The 17,420-nt window shown below is 38.5% G+C and carries 14 protein-coding genes and 1 pseudogene; 3 read left to right on the top strand and 12 right to left on the bottom strand.

Going from position 1 to position 17,420, the window contains the following annotated elements; genetic code table 11:
• Positions 1-275 (top strand): annotated as a pseudogene (locus H4J56_RS08475) (transposase); the annotation flags it as partial.
• A 312-nt stretch (positions 276-587) separates the two neighbouring features.
• On the opposite strand, the gene H4J56_RS08470 reads toward H4J56_RS08475, so the two are convergent.
• The 10 genes from H4J56_RS08470 to H4J56_RS08420 all read right to left on the bottom strand — a co-directional run bounded on the left by H4J56_RS08470 (position 588) and on the right by H4J56_RS08420 (position 8,183).
• Positions 588-1,046 (bottom strand): GNAT family N-acetyltransferase, encoded by a 459-nt coding sequence (locus tag H4J56_RS08470; protein ID WP_182222831.1) that lies wholly within the window; start codon positions 1,044-1,046, stop codon positions 588-590.
• Positions 1,047-1,153: 107 nt separating this feature from the next.
• On the bottom strand, positions 1,154-1,477 hold the full coding sequence (locus tag H4J56_RS08465; RefSeq protein WP_182259176.1) for a hypothetical protein: 324 nt from the start codon (positions 1,475-1,477) through the stop codon (positions 1,154-1,156).
• Between the two features lie 126 nt (positions 1,478-1,603).
• Positions 1,604-2,164 (bottom strand): flavodoxin family protein, encoded by a 561-nt coding sequence (locus H4J56_RS08460; RefSeq protein WP_182259175.1) that lies wholly within the window; start codon positions 2,162-2,164, stop codon positions 1,604-1,606.
• Positions 2,165-2,270: 106 nt separating this feature from the next.
• Complete coding sequence (locus H4J56_RS08455) at positions 2,271-3,224, bottom strand: S9 family peptidase (protein ID WP_182259174.1); 954 nt, start codon at positions 3,222-3,224, stop codon at positions 2,271-2,273.
• 86 nt (positions 3,225-3,310) lie between these two features.
• Entirely contained in the window at positions 3,311-4,048 is a 738-nt protein-coding gene (locus H4J56_RS08450) for a hypothetical protein (protein ID WP_259368172.1), read from the bottom strand.
• 126 nt (positions 4,049-4,174) lie between these two features.
• The gene (locus H4J56_RS08445; RefSeq protein ID WP_310733774.1) at positions 4,175-4,681 is read right to left on the bottom strand and encodes a helix-turn-helix transcriptional regulator; all 507 of its coding nucleotides are present in this window, start codon (positions 4,679-4,681) and stop codon (positions 4,175-4,177) included.
• A 220-nt stretch (positions 4,682-4,901) separates the two neighbouring features.
• Positions 4,902-5,261, bottom strand: coding sequence for a hypothetical protein (locus H4J56_RS08440; RefSeq protein WP_182222835.1), 360 nt, complete (start codon positions 5,259-5,261; stop codon positions 4,902-4,904).
• Between the two features lie 126 nt (positions 5,262-5,387).
• Positions 5,388-5,741 carry a DUF1428 domain-containing protein gene (locus H4J56_RS08435; RefSeq protein WP_182259173.1) on the bottom strand — a complete coding sequence of 118 codons (354 nt, stop codon included), beginning with the start codon at positions 5,739-5,741 and terminating at the stop codon, positions 5,388-5,390.
• A gap of 115 nt (positions 5,742-5,856) precedes the next feature.
• Entirely contained in the window at positions 5,857-7,200 is a 1,344-nt protein-coding gene (locus H4J56_RS08430) for a hypothetical protein (RefSeq protein ID WP_182259172.1), read from the bottom strand.
• Positions 7,201-7,559: 359 nt separating this feature from the next.
• Positions 7,560-8,183, bottom strand: a complete 624-nt coding sequence (locus H4J56_RS08420; RefSeq protein ID WP_182243839.1) for a methylamine utilization protein — start codon at positions 8,181-8,183, stop codon at positions 7,560-7,562.
• A 496-nt stretch (positions 8,184-8,679) separates the two neighbouring features.
• On the opposite strand from H4J56_RS08420, the gene H4J56_RS08415 reads away from it, so the two are divergent.
• Positions 8,680-9,039, top strand: a complete 360-nt coding sequence (locus tag H4J56_RS08415; protein ID WP_182231074.1) for a DUF3718 domain-containing protein — start codon at positions 8,680-8,682, stop codon at positions 9,037-9,039.
• A 168-nt stretch (positions 9,040-9,207) separates the two neighbouring features.
• On the opposite strand, the gene H4J56_RS08410 is transcribed toward H4J56_RS08415, so the two are convergent.
• Together H4J56_RS08410 and H4J56_RS08405 are read right to left on the bottom strand one after the other, a co-directional pair.
• Complete coding sequence (locus H4J56_RS08410; protein WP_182259178.1) at positions 9,208-11,901, bottom strand: TonB-dependent receptor domain-containing protein; 2,694 nt, start codon at positions 11,899-11,901, stop codon at positions 9,208-9,210.
• Positions 11,902-12,076: 175 nt separating this feature from the next.
• The gene (locus tag H4J56_RS08405; RefSeq protein WP_182259171.1) at positions 12,077-14,863 is read right to left on the bottom strand and encodes a hypothetical protein; all 2,787 of its coding nucleotides are present in this window, start codon (positions 14,861-14,863) and stop codon (positions 12,077-12,079) included.
• A 378-nt stretch (positions 14,864-15,241) separates the two neighbouring features.
• Between H4J56_RS08405 and katG the strand changes: the two genes are divergently transcribed.
• Positions 15,242-17,416 carry a catalase/peroxidase HPI gene (katG, locus tag H4J56_RS08400; RefSeq protein ID WP_182218131.1) on the top strand — a complete coding sequence of 725 codons (2,175 nt, stop codon included), beginning with the start codon at positions 15,242-15,244 and terminating at the stop codon, positions 17,414-17,416.
• Positions 17,417-17,420 lie beyond the last annotated feature (4 nt).

Raw genomic sequence — 17,420 nt, 5'->3', positions numbered from 1 at the left:
TCCGCTTTAGCTTGAAGGACTATTTAACCCTTGTAGATGAAACAGGTCGCGTAATAAGAGCAGACAAACGAGGCGCTATCGATAACAAAACCGCAAATATACTGTCAAGACTTCACATCAGCGATAAAAGTTGGCTCAAACTCACCACAAACTTTGAAGGTATATTCACTGGCGCGGTGGGCACCGCAGAGCATTTGTGTGAATTTACTGAGCACGTGGGGTTAAAGCGCGCACACGGTAAAGCAAATGCCCAAGCTTGTTTGAATAACGCGTAAACTTAACTAAATTCAAAGACCACACTAAGACAGCAAGATAACCACAAGAAAAATACAGCTACCTTGGGGGAGAAGTAAAGCTTGCCTGAAATTCATTCATTTAATCAACATCTATAAAAATCGATATGCAAAGGCTTACAAGATGAAATACATGCATTGTTGTTGGCCAATGGATAGCAGTGTTTCAGAGCATTATTATTGCGTAGCATTATTATGGGTAGCTTAGTAATTTTTTTTGGTTAAAGTTGATTCGATTCAGGTTTTGCATCGCTATTTTGTCGCACTTCACAGTTGATATTATGTGTCACACATTTACTCAATAGCCTTTGACATAAACATACTATATGGATCTTCTTGATAGTTACCAAAAGGGGCACATGGTTGAAAACCAAATTGTTGATAAAGTTTTTGTGCTGGAATAAACGCATCCATAGTACCCGTTTCCAAACTTAATCTTTTATACGAACGAAGAATCGCTTGTTCAACGATATGCTCTAATATCTTACGAGCAATACCTTTACGTAAAAACTTGGTCGATGTGCGCATAGACTTTATCTCGCAATGATCTTTATCAAGTTCTTTTATAGCGCCAATACCAGCTAAATCTTGATTAACCCATAAACTCCAGAACGTTACATCGGGGTGTTCAAGTGCACGCAAATCTAGCGCGTGAACACTTTCTGGAGGTGAGTGAGCTAGCATATCTTCATGATGTTCTTGTAACAAAGAAATTACAGCTTCATGTCTTAATTCGCCAAGCTTAATATCCATATTGCACCTTTGTTTATCTGTATACCTAACGCCCATTCAGAAGCTAAAATAAGCGAGGCACGAGCAATGGCCAGCTTTTTTAGTCCTTTGGAATACCTTGTTATTTGCTAATTACGAAGAAAATGAACACTATATCTGTAGTAACTTGGGATATGACTATGTTCAATATCAACAACTTTATAGCTATTATATTCTGGATTTTCTGCAATAAACGCCATAGCTTTTTCATATAAAGCAGAATCAGTTCCTTCTTGAAAGTTTACATCTGTAGCCCATTGGGGAGGTGGGCCTCCGTAGTAAATTTTTAAAGTATAAATATCGTTAGTCTTAGCTATAGCCTCGAAGGTTGATCCATAGGTTGATGTTGTAACGCAAGATGTTGTATTTAGTAAAAGGATTAAAACAACACAAAACTTGATCAATAATTTCATTAACACTCCTATGCTCTAAGGCAAATAACGCCCAATTTACAGGCAAAACTAGTTGGCTAAAATAAATGAACGAAGTGAACAAAAAGCCAACTGTTTTTTGTCCTTGTTTAATTTCTTATTATGTTTCTAATTTAAACGAAGAGTAAGTTTTGCAACCCTACGACCTAAGTGCTTTGCCGTTGCAAGATCAACTTCATGTGCGACACTATTAGTCGTTTGGGAAACGACTCCTAATTGGCAACCTAATCGATTTAAAGTGGAACTATCTGTTCCATATGAAGCATCAATATTCACCCACAACATACCATGCTGACTTGCTAAAGTGGCCATGTATTGCAAAGTACTTGATTGGTCACCATTTAGGCCTGTTCCAGAGGTGAATCCAGCAGAGACTTTATCAGCCCACTCTTGGCTCTGCCAATGTTCACTTGAAGCATCCGCAAAAGCCTTGAATTGAGCTGATACACTTCCCATATATGTTGGGCTTCCAAAGATAATCGCATCGCATAATTTTAGCGCTTTGAATAACTCTTCGTTTTCAAATCTTCCTTCAAGGATTTCGCGCCCTTCAATTTTATGTTCAAGCACAGTTATTCCATGTTCTTGTTTAGCACCTAAAGCTATTGCTTTAGCAAGTTGTCCTGTGACATCACTCTTAGAAAAATAGACTATCGCTATGCGGGACATCGATTTCAAACTCCTTTATTCGATTGTGCACAATCAAAACTAACACCTCGTTAAGAGGCAAAACACCGTTGATTAAAATAAGCGACAAAGGAGTATAAGCCAACTGTTATTTGTCCTGCTTGAGTGACTTATTATCTTTCTGTTTAATAATCCATGAACAAATTATCTCATTAACCTCTTTAACTATTGGCTCATTACATGAGCTAGCATAGCTCAGTATTGATGACTCTTCTGTTTGAACCCTGAGCATATGATCCATGTTTTCAATTATATGAACATCTGACTGACTTGAAGAAATACTTGGTATTAAAAGTGTATCATCGGGATGGCACTGAAAATCTTTACTGCCTCCAATCGCTAATATTGGGTGCTCTGTATTTTTCAAGAACGATTTAACGTCATAGTTAAAAGTCTCTCGATAAAATTTCGTACTCACCCTAGAAAAAGAAACCCATATTCTATTAGCTTTAGTTTTTTCAACCTTACGCCTAAGCTTTATCATGGTCTCTAATGGGGTTTTAGAATATAGAAACAATCGGGCTAATTTTCCTTTTATTCCCGTCATTTTGTTTAAATCACGATTAAATATTTCAGCGTTTTTGACTCCATCTTCTTCAAAACTTCTTAGACTGGCACATAACATCAATATACCTGCAAGGTTATGCTTTTTAGACGCTATCTCAGGAGCTAAAACAGCTCCTTCACTATGTCCGAGTAGATAAATTCCCTTTGAATCTACAGCATCTGTTTGCTCGCTAATGAAGTCAATTGCAGCACATGCATCTTCAACCATTTCAGATAAGCCAGCAATATTAAAATTGCCTTCACTTTTTCCACAGCCTCTTTTGTCATAACGAAAAGAAGCAATTCCTTGTTCAGCCAAAAAGTCGGAAATGTATTTAAAGATTTGAGTGTTGAAGCCTGAAATATTCCCGTCACGATCTTGAGCACCACTGCCATGAACCATAATTACACAAGGTGGTGGTGCGTCACATTTAGGTACAGTAAGCGTACCTGATAGAAATATGTTATCCGATGAAAAGATTACTTCTGCGAACATGACAACCCACTTTTGAAATGTAACACCTTGTTAAGAGGCAAAACACCGTTGATTAAAATAAGCGACAAAGGAGTATAAGCCAACTGTTATTTGTCCTGCTTTAATAGCTTGCTAGAGGTAAACGTCCCCGGAACAACAGCATTAGCGACTGATTTAAATAACACTACCCACAACGCCAACAAGACAAACCAATATAATTTTGCCCCCTCTGTTTTTAACTCTCGTACTTTGGGTTCCATATATACATATGGAAGTAGAATGTTATTTTTTGATTTTATTTGATGGATTAATCCATCTTCATGCCAAATAGAAACATTAGATCCAACCTTTAAACTTCGTGCTAAGTTTTTACACTTACCCTCACCAATACCAACTGCTGAAAAAGTATCTTGGTATGAGCCAATATTAAGATCGAAGTATGAATATACTTTATCCGTTTCATCATCTATCACTTCTTCTTTATGACATTCAACAAAGTCAATTTTTGTTGAATATTCATGTATGTTCGTTAAATCAGTAACTATATATTTAGGTAATACAAAGGCGAGTACAGCTAAATTGATTAAGATAAAACCCAAAATGAACAGCTTACGCTTTTTTCCATTTCCCTCAGCAGAGAAATCAATGATAAATTCATTTTCATCATCGTCCTCGTCTTCCTGATCTTCAATTTCTTGGGCTTTTTTTTCAAACTCTCCACTTTCTTTTCTTCGTTGAATTTCTTCACATAACTGCTTATATCGCTCAGGAAATTTATCTTTATCGATATTTTGGTTAACATCAAATAATTCATCCAATGTGTAATTTGAATAGTTGATTGACAAGATATTTCCTTTTACCTCTAACGCCCCATTAAGAGGCAAATAATGCTTGGCTAAAATAAGCGACGATGGAGCAAATAGCTAGCTGTTATTTGCCCTGTTTGAATGACTTATATGCCTTTTGTCTATTTAGTGATCAGAACTAGAGCTACTTCCCTTGTTCTGTTGATTTAAAATCTGGGAGGTTTTTTCTTTTTCCCATTCTTCACCAAAGGGTTGAAATACCTGGAAAGCGAGGCCAGCAATAAGCGCACCAAAAGATAAGAATACAACAATCAATGGACCTAAATTTTCTCCATCATTGTAGTTAGGCAACATAAATAGGAGAAAGACTGCAATTAAAAGTGCCGAGAATGTATAAAAATATTTTATAGATTTAACCTTCTCTTTTGCTTTGTTGTGCTGAGAATGATCTTTAATCATATCCGCATCCCCTTCTGTTTGGAGATTTTTTTCATTATTTATAGCACATATAAGCTCATCAGTTGAGATTTCAAAAACCGCAGCCAAAGACTTCAAGGTTTCAGTTCCAATGCTTTCTCCTTTTTCTACTCTTTGAATTGTGCGAACATTTAAATCGCTTAGTTGCGCCAATTGTTCTTGAGACCAGCGTTTTTCGAGTCTTAATGATTTCACAGGTAACTCCATTTATTGTTGAATGCTGATGCACTATACACCAAGGGCATACTGTCGGTAATGACAAACAGACGACAAATAGCCGACAAATAGCCGACAGACATAAATTTACGCTTAACAACGCCGCATTAAGCCGAAAATTATAGTTGGCTAAAATGTGTGAAGCACGAACAACAGCCAGCTGTTATTTGTCTTGCTTAAGTGGCCTGTTATGTAACGATTACAAACCCCAGATCTGATTTAACGATGCTAAAATAAAAAAACAACAGAATAATGAAATAGAGCCGAGTATAAGTGACGTAAATATAATGACAAAATGGTTCCAAGACTTAGTTGAAGCTAAGAAAAGGAATGGACCAACTAGCCAAATAGAAGAAGATAAAAACAATGCAGAACCTATTTGACTTACTTCGTCGGTTTCACTCCATACACTTGCACCAATAACTAATAAAATGCATAACAAAGCGAACCAAGAATACAAAACAAACTTGGCTGATTTAATATTGGTTTTACTCACACTAAATATCCAATATAAAATTAATATCGGTGCATTAAAAATTAATAGATCGATATATGCCATACTTCCTTAGTTACCTAACGCCCCACTAAGAGGCTTTTAATTGTTGGCTAAAATAGTCAGGCACAAAAAACAGCCAGCTGTTATTTATCTGTTTGAACGCATTGTTATGTGAAATATATCTCGGTGCTATTCCTCTAAAATAACTTCGAAACCACCGTAGATTAAACGTTTACCATCAAAGGGCATTGGATTTTGATCTGGGTGCATTCTAGGATCTGCCATAATAGCGTCCCAACCAGCATCACGAACTTCCTTTGTTGGCCATACAACAGATGAAAAAACTACAGTTTCATCTTTGCCACATTTTACAGCCATAGGGAAGGATGTAATATCACCATCAGGAACGTTATCTCCCCAACTTTCAGTAATTTTAAGTGCTCTGTGATCTTTGAATACGACCGCAGACAATTTCGCATGTTCAATGTACTTTTCTTTATTTACTGTTGGTACTGCGGCAACAAAACCATCGACATAAGACATATATTATTCCTTTTATACTCTACAGGTTGAAGTTCACATAACGCCCTATTAAGGGGGAGATTGTAGTTGGCTAAAGTATAAAGCGAAGCGAAACTAGCCAACTGTTTATTCTCAATTAAAATTTATATTGTACAATTGCCATATATTGCTTTTGCCTATGTTCCGCTGCTCGACTTTCCCATAAAGTTCTATTTTCATTGTTCGAAGTTGAGTTGATAAATTCAGCGCCTACATTCCAATTTATATCCAGTTGATATCGCCATGCCAACGTAAGGCTATCACCATCGCTGTCATTAGGGTCTTGTCTGTTCTGATCAGTTTCTTTTACTTTGAATTGGTCATGGCGTAGTGAAAATCTATGTGATCCTAATTTATAATTAAACATCACATACCATGAATAAATATCAGTAAACACTCCTGTTTCTTGACTGCCCATACCGGTATCACCAGATAAATACTGAGCTAACAGCCTAAAGTTACTTGTAAATTTATGTTGCATGGCAACGGAATAATATTGGGTTTTCCAAGCATATTGACGATTTTTTTCAATGGCATTTGGATCACCTCTATTATCGTAGTAATAAACTCTCACGTCAGTTTGTTTTAGATAACGCCAATGCCCTCCAACGTAATATCCCCATTTACTATCTGTTTCAATAAAAGGCTCAACAAAATTAGGCGTATTAATAGGGATGTCTTGCTGTGAAAAGTAATCAGAAAAGACAACGGCTTCATTATAAAAAGTTTGCCTATTATGCTGTGCCCAACCACGCCAAACAAGCAAGCTGCCTAAGCCATCATTCGCTTTAAATATAGAGGCTAATGCGGTATAACTATGAGGGCTATTATGCTTTCTTCCACTTCGAGTGATTGACCACTGAGCACCTAAGGTTCTTTGCTCTTCTGCAATCCAAGAATTAATCGCTGAAAAACTATATGTATAAGGACTTGTCCATCCGGTTGATGTATTTTCGAGTGACATTTGAGGATAAAACATGCCGAATTTAATTTGATGTTTTAAGCCTTTATTTAATGGCGAATAAGTAAAGTAAGCTTCTGTTAAACCGATGCTTTTTTCACCATCAGGATTGTAATTGGCGACAAGATCAAAATTAACATTAGAAATTAAGTCGCCACTTATTTCTATCGCCGCTTGTGTTAGCATCAGTTTATCGTCGTCGTTATACCGTAATATACCCACGCCTTCTTCCTGCCAGCTATTTAACCAAGGCTGATGATAATCGGCTTTAATATATCCTGCTTCAATCACCCCTTTAACCGTTATTTGTGCAGCATTAACTGCAGAACTCAATAGAATAAAGGTGGCTAATAGTGTTTTATTTGTTGTACTAAGCATTATTTTCCTCATAATTGAGTAACTAAGGTAAAACTCACCGCCATGAATCGCCTTACTAATAAAGTAACCTTGTGCTGTTTCAACACCAATTTTATTCAACATCTTAAGACTTTATTTATTTTCAATGCCTTCAGCTACAACACTTAATCCTAAGTTGTGCGCTAAATCAGTGATCGATTTAATAATAATACTATCTTCATTACTTGTAATAAGTTCAAGCACCATAATTTATAGATATTGTACTTATCTTTACAAACGTAAAAAGCGATATCAGAAAATTGCATTAGGCCATCAGCTTTAATAGAGTCTTCTGGATATACTGCTATTGCCATACTGGCCGAGACATCTAATTGTATATTATTTATATCAAAAAACGGCTCGAAAATCTTGACTACTAGTGCGACTAAATCATCAATAAAAATATAAATCGTACTAAAATACGATTTTGTAATGATTTCAAATTAATAGTCATCTAATTCATCATCATCTTCATAGGCTGCATATCTAGGCTTCATCGTCTCTTTTACATTAATGGTGATATTCGTATGACTAGAAACCGTTATTTTTTGAGTAAAAGATTGATCAGCCTCTTGGAGTAATGGATGCCATATTTTCAGTGTGTATTTTCCATCTGGGAGTGCTAAATTAATATTACCCTCACCATCAGTTTTGCCAAACCAAGGGGTATCAACAACATAAACATAACCAACCATCCAGTCATGTATGTTGCAGCCTAGGATCACTTCTCCAACTTTATCAAACAAACGAGGGTCTAATTTTTTCTCACGGTATAGTTGTATTTCAAAAGTTTTCGCTGGTGAAAAGGAATAAACATGATGTTTTATTCTGTCTGAATTGGGAAAATCAATGTTAGTATTTTTATTAACGACTAGGATGTGGGGGGAAAATTGTCGATTAACTTGATCCATAATAGCAGTATAAGGAACCGACAAAGTACTCTCTGCCACGGTAGGTTTTATTTCTGGCTCAGCGAAAACGACTATATTAGACAATGGTTTGTTATCGACATCAATCACTAGAAAGTTTGTATTGCTTGCTTTACAGGCAAAGGAACTAAGAATCATTAAAACAGAAATTATTTTGTAATTAAAAACTCTTACCATAATGCCACTTTCCACGCTTATTATTAAATATCTCTATGTTACAAAATTAACACATTTCACTTATTTATTACTATATTTTACCAAAACAATTGGCCATTCAGACCAAAAAATCAAGAATTTTAGACGGAATACTAAAGAATATTATTCGAATTTAAAAATGTTATTCACTTAACAATACTTGAAGAGAAAATAATTGCGCTCAAGCCATTAGTCATTTTTTCCTTTTAGATCTTTAAAAAGGCGCTAACCACTATTTTTATTCGTAGTAGCAAATCATTTCTTTTCTCCACATAGCTTTTAACAGAAAGCTTCGCCTTTAGAGTCTCAACCAAAAGACAAAATCCAATTATCTTTAATAACTTAACAAAATAAAAAAATCATAATGTAATAAAAAAATTAATAGCTACACTTAGATAAACTGATGAAATTAATAAGTGACGCTTTGAGGAATAAATTAATGATGAGATATAAAGCAGCGGGCATCGCCTCAATAATATTACTATTAATAACACAATCGTACTCACCCAAGGTCATGGCCTATAATATGGCTCAAAACATTTGTGAGTATGTCGCGGCTGACGATAAGAGGAGATTCCGCTCTTTATTAAAAGCACAACGTATAAAAATACGCTCTATTTTTGATGAAATAACCTGTAACGGTAAAAATATATTATTTTTTGCTGCAGCAAGCAACGCTAATGATGTCGGTGAAATGATTATTAAAAAATTGCCGAGAAAAGTATTAGGTGAATTAGTTGATGAATTAATAATTGCCTCGCCAACCTTAGGCACTATAGCTAAAGAAAGAGCCGGTTAAGTGATCTATCAAGTCATATCAAGACAATAATGTTTTTAATCTAGCTCAAATTTACGGGCAGTTATTATGATAAAAATAACAAGACCACTCCTTTAACTAATAATAATTTGGGGTGGTCTCAATTCATCTATTTGCAGGGTTGTAAAACGCCAGCAATAATTTAACTAACTAATCAAAATCCCATTTAAAGGAAACATCAAAAGCAATGCCTTTCGTTTCACTACGAAATAAAGTATCAGAAAACTCTATTTCTTTACTTTCATCAAGTAGGTTTTGTACTTTGAATTTTAACGTTGTTGAATAGGTAGGATAGTAGGTATATACCATATCAAGTGAATGAAAAGGTTGCTCATACTTATCATCTTGCTCTTCAATACCTGGGATAATAATACGTTCACCAAAGACATTATAAGCCATTGTCACCGAGTGATTACCATTTGGCGCATCATAACCTAAATTGAGATTAACCACATATTGCGAGTGGCCAGTCATTCGACGCGTCGGATTAGTAATCGCGGCAGAAACCCCAGTTTGCTCAACAACGCGTTGCGTGTTGATGTTTATTTCAGAGTCACTTAAGGTTACGTTACCTGATAAGAAAAAGTCGTTACCATTCATACCAGCAAAATCACCCAAAAAGGCAAAATCTTTCATAAACTCTAGCTCAATACCATAAACTTCGCCGTCGTCTGCATTAGCAATAACGATAAGCGGAGGGCCATCTTGGCCTGGTGATTGTACTGATTCAATCGGATTTATCATATCTTTGTAGAATAACCCTACTGACAAGTTTTCTCCCGTATCTAAGTACCATTCCCAACGTAGATCGTAGTTTTTAATATCCGTGGTTTCTATACCAGCAGTGCCTCGAATAGGGTATCCAGTTAGCGGGTCAAGGTAAGTTGATGGCGCAACCTCGCGAATATCTGGGCGTATTGTGGTTTCACCATAAGATAAACGAAACTGAACAGCTTCACTCATCATGTAAGTAAGCGCTAACGCCGAGTATATATCATCTTCTTGAAAGGCTAATTTCGATAAATCTTCTTCTGTTGGTTGTGGTGGTAAATCAAAACGACCGGTTGCTGGATCTAAAGGTGCGACGACTTGACGGTAATCTTCCCAGCGAAAGCCGCCACTGATACGCCAAGTATTGTCAATAAACCAATCTGCCTCAAAGTAGTAAGCATCGGTCATTTGTGCTGAATAATAGTCATCGCCCATTACAGAGGTGTCACGTATAACCGTTTCACTGCCTTGTAATGGCTGATTAAGAATAATATCGTCTGTTAAAATATCATTCATTTTATTACCACTAAGACTCAGTTCTTCAAAGGCTAAGGTATTAACATCGATACGTCTGGAAAAAGCGTCACGGGTTTTTTCAATAAAATCACCACCGAACTTAAGCTCTAGTTCTGATTGCGAAAAAGTTATGGGTAAAGATAGGTTAAAACCGCTGTTTTCTACTTTATCTTCCAAGTCCTGAAAAGAATAACGGGTAGCGGTTGAAGCCTTACGTAAACTACTTTCGTTAGTAAGATCAAAAGTACCATCTTCGTTTTCATCACTGAGTATGTAGCGCGTAGAAACATTACCCGGTGCGTAACGACTTGAACGAGCGTCTGAATATTTCCAATCAAAACCTATGTTCCACAACCATGGCAGATTGTGAGTACCACGAACCTGATTAGCGATCATTTCGCGCTCTTCGTAGCTAACGTCACTGTCTCGAATGCGCAAACCATCACTGAGTAATACATTGTTAGTATTACCCAGTTTGTCTTTTATTTCGTCGGCGGTATCACGTAGCACAATGAAACTGTAATCAAGGCGATGATCTCGGTCATACTCTACACCTAAGTTCAGCAGTCCAGACCATTTTACTGAATGTTCCGTTGAGGTAACTTGGTCAAAACCTCGTACTAAACTCCATGAATCATCGGTGTTATTACGAAAATCTTGACCTTCGTATAATTCACTTACTTGCCATTCATTGTCATAAGATAAAGAGGTTAAATATCCCCAGCGATATTTACCCAGTTCAAATTTATCACCGAGCGCAATATCAAGGCCAAAATCTGGGGCGATATTTTCTTTAACTGGATCGTAATCACGATTAAGCTGCGCGGTTATTGCACGGTTTTCATCTTGACTAATATTTTTTAATGGACTGTAATTTTTCCATAATTTTTGTAATGTTTTGGGTGCTGCGCGAGTTCCATCATCTTGGCCACGCCAATCATCACTGCCACCATTGTAGCTGTAACCATCGTCAAAATTTTCGCTATTGCCACCTAAATTTCCAGAGATATTAAAAAGGAAATCTGTTGGAATACTTTTTAAACGGATATCAACATTACCACCACCAAAATGCGCAGGCATTGAAGGTGAGTAGGATTTTTGTACAGATAAAGACTCGATAATTGACGCTGGAAATAAATCCAGAGGTATAACACTACGTGTCGGATCTGGGCTGGGTACAGCGGCACCGTTTAACTGTGTGCTTGAGTAACGTTCGCCTAAACCACGTACATAAATAAATTTACCATCAACTAATGTCACACCGGTAACACGTCGTAATGCGGCAGCGGCATCGCTGTCGCCGGTGCGTGAAATTTGCTCTGCACCTAAAATGTCGGCGATAAAGGCTTGGTTGCGACGCTCTTCAATAATAGCGCTCGCCGTACCTTTTAATCGACTTACCTTAACAACAACTTCTTCAATAGCTTCATCTTCTGCTGATGTTTGCTCCGCTACTGCTGATGTCGCTGCTAGGCTTGTTATTATCGCTAGTGCTAAGCCACTTAATCGTAAACAATTATTTGGTTTGTTTACCTTGATTTGCTTGGCACTATGCATTAATTTTTTGTTCATCGTTAACCTCGATAGAGTCTCTGTGCTTGCTTTAGATACGCTTTTACTGCTTTGCTAATCGCTTGCATCAGTTAGGTTGATTGAGTATTTATTAGTTATGCTGAAATAAAAAAGCGAACACTGATTATTGGAAAAAACAGTGTTCGCCTTCAACGTCTAATTATTCTTCAAGACCTACTGTCCATCCTGCTGTCCAGTTTTTCGCTTTCGTTACGGCACCGACATGGTCAGCATTTTCAAAAAAGCTGTTACCGGTGAAGTCTTTAGGTGTTGTGGTATCGATGGTGAAAATGCCTTCTAATACCGCACTTGTATTTGCAGCCGTACTGTTTTCGGTATTATCGTTAATAAACCAGCTCATTAAATCAAAGGTTGCATCACTAGAGTCTTTAGAATCTTTAAACGCTTCATCACAAGCCACAACTGAGTTGCTCATTAGCGTATCACCAGATTTTGCTTGATCTACCGTTAAGCCAGCTTCCAACTCAACACATTCGCCCATGCCTGCAGGACCAGTAACAACAAAGTTATGAAGTTGTGCTTTCGAGCCTTCTCGGAGATAAACACCTTCAGAGTCTTTATCTGCAGTGTCAAATGTATTACCAATAATGGTCATGTTGGCAATACTCGGGTTTGATTGTGGTAGTTTGTTTGGTGTTGAGCCGTCGTTGTCACCTTCAATACCACGGTTTGCTTCACCATTTTGTGGGTCATGCTTAACGAGTACGTATTGTAAGTTGCCACGAAAGCCATTATCCCAATCAACGCTGTCATCTTTATTAGAGGTTAAGACCACGTATTTAAGGTTAACCGTGCCACCAAAAAATTCGATACCATCATCAGCATTTTCATGTACTTGAATATATTCGACTTTGGTACCAGAGCCAACACCACCAAATGTTATCCCGTTCAGTTCGTTGTCTGGTGCTATTTCATAACCTGCATGCTTAACAACGACATAACGTAATGTACCTGAGCTGTCAGCATCGTCTGTGCCGCCAAAGACTGCGCCATCTTGAGCACCTTCAATTTGAAGTGCACAGTCACTGCCATCCGTTGGACATTTATTTGATGTCGCATTACCCAATAACACTATTCCACCCCATTGACCTGCACCTGTTTCAGCGCCAGTCAAATCTTGACTCGACGTAAAAGTGATAGGTTTTGAGGCTGTGCCATTTGCTTGAATTTCTGAATCACGACTGACCACTAGGTAATCGCTACCTGAACGACCATAGATGGTTGTACCGGCTTCAATCGTCAGTGTTGCTGAGTTAATTTTATCGCCACCAACAAAAACAGCGCCGTTTAGAGCATAAATATTATTAGCGGTTAACGTTAAGTTATTAGCAATAACACCGCTTAATTGACAAGTAATGTTTGAGCCATTGACTGAAGAAATTGCCGATGTACCTGTCGGACAACCTTGTGTTTCTGCCTGAGCGGTTACTACACCACCACCGTAACCAAAGGCCCAACCTTCACGCCAATCGTTACCCGCGTTGTCAGCACTGTCAAACGCGCCAATGTAATCAACGGAGTCAAAAAAGGCATTTTGTGTATTAGCGACATCTTGTCCGGCATTATCAGCAACGAGTGGTGAGTTAGCATCGGGAATACCGTTTTCATTAATTAAAATAGAACTACTGATACTGTTGGATGCTTCTGCACTGAACCATGCTTCGAGGTCAAGCAAGACACTACCGTCTTCCGCTTTAGCATTTTTTAAATTTTCACTATTACTACAGGCCATAACACTGTTTTGCATAACAATTTTACCACTGTTAGCATTATTAACGGTTACAGAGCTCGTTGCACCACCTTCAATTTCTAAACATTCCCCCATTTCACTGGTGCCGGTTACCACCGTATTAAATATTTTTGCTGCGGTTCCTTCGCGTAAGTAAATACCTTCTGAGTCTTTATCTGCACTGTCAAAGTTATTACCCACAATCGTCAAGTTAGCGATAATTGGCGCTGACTGTGGCTCTTTATCAGGAGTAGAACCATCGTTATCCCCTTCAATACCACGGTTTGCTTCGCCGGCATTTTTAGCATGTTCGACATAAATATGTTGCAGCATACCTTTATAACCATTGTCCCAATCGATACTGTCATCTTTATTGGCCGTTAAAACTAAATGCTTAACATTGACCGCACCGCCAAAAAATTCTACGCCGTCATCGGCATTTGAATGTACTTGAATATAATCAACCGTTGTTCCTGAGCCAACACCACCAAACGTTATACCATTAAGTTCGTTGTCAGGCGCAATTTCAAACCCTGCATATTTAACAACAAGGTATTTTAAAATACCTGAATTGTCTTCCCAGTTTGAGCCACCAAAGACTGCACCTTCTTCAGCTCCTTCAATTTGAAGGGCACATTCACTGCCATCAGTAGGACATTTATTTGAAGGAGCATTACCTAAAATAACTACGCCACCCCATTGACCAGCTGTTGTTTCTTCACCCTTAACATCTTGCAGTGAGGTTAAAATAATAGGTTTAGTTTTTATGCCTTCTGCCATTATTTTTGCGTCGCGGTGCACAACGACATAATCACCACCTGATTGTCCAAAAAGAACAACGCCGGGCTCTACGGTTAGCGTTGTTCCTGCCATCACTTCTAAAGCTCCACTAATAGCATAAAATACCGGCTTGCTATCAGCACTGGCGACTAAAGTCATATCACTAGTAATTTTTCCATCAAGCACTTGTACAGCAACATCAAAACCTAAAGCTGTTGAAACATCTTGGCCCAACACCGAACTAGACTTACCCGGTAATTCGGTCACAATTGGGTCAGTTGGAGCAGGGTTAGTGATGGTTGTATCGCCTACTGAGTTATCTACTTGAGATGAAAGTTTAATATCGCCACCACCACAACTGGCTAAAGTAATGGCACAAGCTAGCGTACTGATTTTAAAGAGTGAATTTATTTGCATGTTAGTCTGCTCCGCAGAAATTATTAGAATAAAGTTGCGGCTATGCTACTAAGGTTAAATGACAGAATTGTTGAAGTAATATGTAGTTTTTATTTAAGAAAAATTACATAAATGTTACATAATAAATTTCTATTACTGATATCGCTTAACTTACTCACTGATCTGTTAACTTTTCAAAACTAAGCTATTAAAGCTGAACAGATTGAGATACGTTGTTGAATGCGTTAACGTGAGTAAAACTCATAATTTATCAAGAATGTACTATGATGTATTTTAATAATCCTTGGTAATTCAAAGTGAGCACTTAGCATTATCATCTAGTATTTTTTCATCCTAACTTTTAACAGCTCAGCCCCAATTAATGAAAGGAAATTGCATATGAATGACAAAACAACAACGACAGCTGGCAAATGCCCAGTAATGCACGGCGGTGCAACAAAGAGCAGTATGTCCAATATGGGATGGTGGCCAAAGGCACTAAATCTTGACATTCTTCATCAGCATGACAGTAAGACTAATCCTATGGGTGCGAATTATAATTACCGTGAAACCCTGAAAGATCTTGATATGGCTGCTCTTAAAACAGATATGCATGCCCTCATGACAGATAGTCAAGACTGGTGGCCTGCTGATTGGGGCCACTATGGTGGCCTAATGATCCGTATGACTTGGCATGCTGCCGGCACCTATCGTATCGCGGATGGTCGCGGTGGTGCAGCGACTGGCAATCAGCGTTTTACGCCAATAAATTCTTGGCCAGATAACGCCAATTTAGATAAGGCCCGCCGTTTGCTGTGGCCTATCAAAAAGAAATACGGTAACAAACTTAGCTGGGCTGATTTAATTGCTTACGCTGGCACTGTTGCTTATCAATCTATGGGGTTAAAAACCTTCGGTTTCGCTTTTGGTCGTGAAGATATTTGGCAGCCAGAAATTGACACATATTGGGGCGCCGAAAAAGAATGGCTTGCACCAAGTGGTGGAGAAGGCAGCCGTTATTCTGGTGAGCGTGATTTAGAAAACCCATTAGCTGCGGTAATGATGGGGCTAATATATGTTAACCCTGAAGGTGTAGACGGCAAGCCCGATCCCCTTAAAACAGCGCATGATATTAGAGTAACGTTTGAACGTATGGCGATGAACGATGAAGAAACGGTTGCCTTAACGGCCGGTGGTCATACCGTCGGTAAATGTCACGGCAATGGTGACGCTTCGCAAATAGGACCAGAGCCAGAAGCTGGAGATATTACTGAACAAGGTTTAGGTTGGAACAATAAAACCAAACGTGGCATTGGTCGCGATACCATCACCAGTGGTATTGAAGGCGCATGGACTACACATCCTACTCAATGGGATAATGGTTATTTTTCGATGTTGCTTAACCACGAGTGGGAATTAAAGAAGAGCCCAGCGGGTGCTTGGCAGTGGCAACCAATAAATATTAAAGAAGAGCATAAGCCTGTTGATGTTGAAGATGCAACTACACGTCAAACGCCTATTATGACTGATGCCGATATGGCGATGAAAATGGATCCAGCGTACCGTGAAATTTCAGAACGTTTCTCTAAGGATCCTGAATATTTTTCTGACGTTTTTGCACGAGCATGGTTCAAACTCACTCATCGCGATATGGGGCCAAAGGCACGTTATATCGGTAAAGAAGTCCCTCAAGAAGACCTTATTTGGCAAGACCCTGTTCCCACTGGAGCCACGAGTTATGATATTGACTTACTGAAAAATAAAATAGCAGCGAGTGGTTTAAGTATCAGCGAAATGGTTGCAACCGCTTGGGATAGTGCGCGAACCTATCGTAACTCTGACAAACGCGGTGGTGCCAACGGCGCACGCATTCGCCTTGCTCCACAAAAAGATTGGCAAGGTAACGAACCAGCACGCCTTAGCAAAGTACTTTCTGTGCTAGAAAGTATTGCCACAAGTAGTGGTGCAAGTATCGCTGATGTCATTGTTTTGGCAGGTAATGTTGGTATAGAACAGTCCGCAAAAGCGGCTGGTTTTGAAGTCACTGTACCCTTTTCACCAGGGCGTGGCGACGCAACAGATGAAATGACGGATATTGACTCCTTCGAAGTGCTAGAGCCCACTCATGATGCTTATCGAAACTGGCTAAAAGCTGACTATGTTGTCAGCGCAGAAGAACTAATGCTTGACCGAAGTCAGTTAATGGGACTTACCGCGCATCAGATGACCGTGTTAATTGGTGGTATGCGTATGCTTGGCACTAACTACGATGGTACAAAACATGGTGTGTTCACCGAACGTGAAGGTGTACTTTCTAACGATTATTTTGTTAATTTAACAGACATGAATTATACGTGGGAACCTGTTAGTGATAACCTTTATGAGATGCGCGATCGTCAATCAAATGAAGTAAAATGGACAGCAACACGAGTTGACCTTATCTTTGGTTCTAACTCAATTCTTCGTTCATATGCTGAAGTTTACGCGCAGGATGATAACCAAGAGAAGTTTGTTGCTGATTTTGTTACAGCATGGGCGAGTGTCATGAACGCTGATCGATTCGATCTAGTCTGATGAT

This window comes from Colwellia sp. BRX8-4, assembly GCF_014077345.1.
Lineage (GTDB): Bacteria > Pseudomonadota > Gammaproteobacteria > Enterobacterales > Alteromonadaceae > Colwellia_A.
Note: the sequence above shows the minus strand (reverse complement) of the source record. Positions and strands in the feature narration are given on the sequence as shown.

Excerpts from the sequence above, each read along its gene's own strand:
- H4J56_RS08415 (WP_182231074.1), top strand. The coding sequence starts at position 8,680 with ATGATGAGATATAAAGCAGCGGGCATCGCCTCAATAATATTACTATTA.
- H4J56_RS08410 (WP_182259178.1), bottom strand. The coding sequence starts at position 11,901 with ATGCATAGTGCCAAGCAAATCAAGGTAAACAAACCAAATAATTGTTTA.
- H4J56_RS08430 (WP_182259172.1), bottom strand. The coding sequence starts at position 7,200 with ATGTTGAATAAAATTGGTGTTGAAACAGCACAAGGTTACTTTATTAGT.
- H4J56_RS08470 (WP_182222831.1), bottom strand. The coding sequence starts at position 1,046 with ATGGATATTAAGCTTGGCGAATTAAGACATGAAGCTGTAATTTCTTTG.
- H4J56_RS08465 (WP_182259176.1), bottom strand. The coding sequence starts at position 1,477 with ATGAAATTATTGATCAAGTTTTGTGTTGTTTTAATCCTTTTACTAAAT.
- H4J56_RS08420 (WP_182243839.1), bottom strand. The coding sequence starts at position 8,183 with ATGATTCTTAGTTCCTTTGCCTGTAAAGCAAGCAATACAAACTTTCTA.
- H4J56_RS08460 (WP_182259175.1), bottom strand. The coding sequence starts at position 2,164 with ATGTCCCGCATAGCGATAGTCTATTTTTCTAAGAGTGATGTCACAGGA.
- H4J56_RS08435 (WP_182259173.1), bottom strand. The coding sequence starts at position 5,741 with ATGTCTTATGTCGATGGTTTTGTTGCCGCAGTACCAACAGTAAATAAA.
- H4J56_RS08455 (WP_182259174.1), bottom strand. The coding sequence starts at position 3,224 with ATGTTCGCAGAAGTAATCTTTTCATCGGATAACATATTTCTATCAGGT.
- H4J56_RS08405 (WP_182259171.1), bottom strand. The coding sequence starts at position 14,863 with ATGCAAATAAATTCACTCTTTAAAATCAGTACGCTAGCTTGTGCCATT.
- H4J56_RS08440 (WP_182222835.1), bottom strand. The coding sequence starts at position 5,261 with ATGGCATATATCGATCTATTAATTTTTAATGCACCGATATTAATTTTA.
- katG (WP_182218131.1), top strand. The coding sequence starts at position 15,242 with ATGAATGACAAAACAACAACGACAGCTGGCAAATGCCCAGTAATGCAC.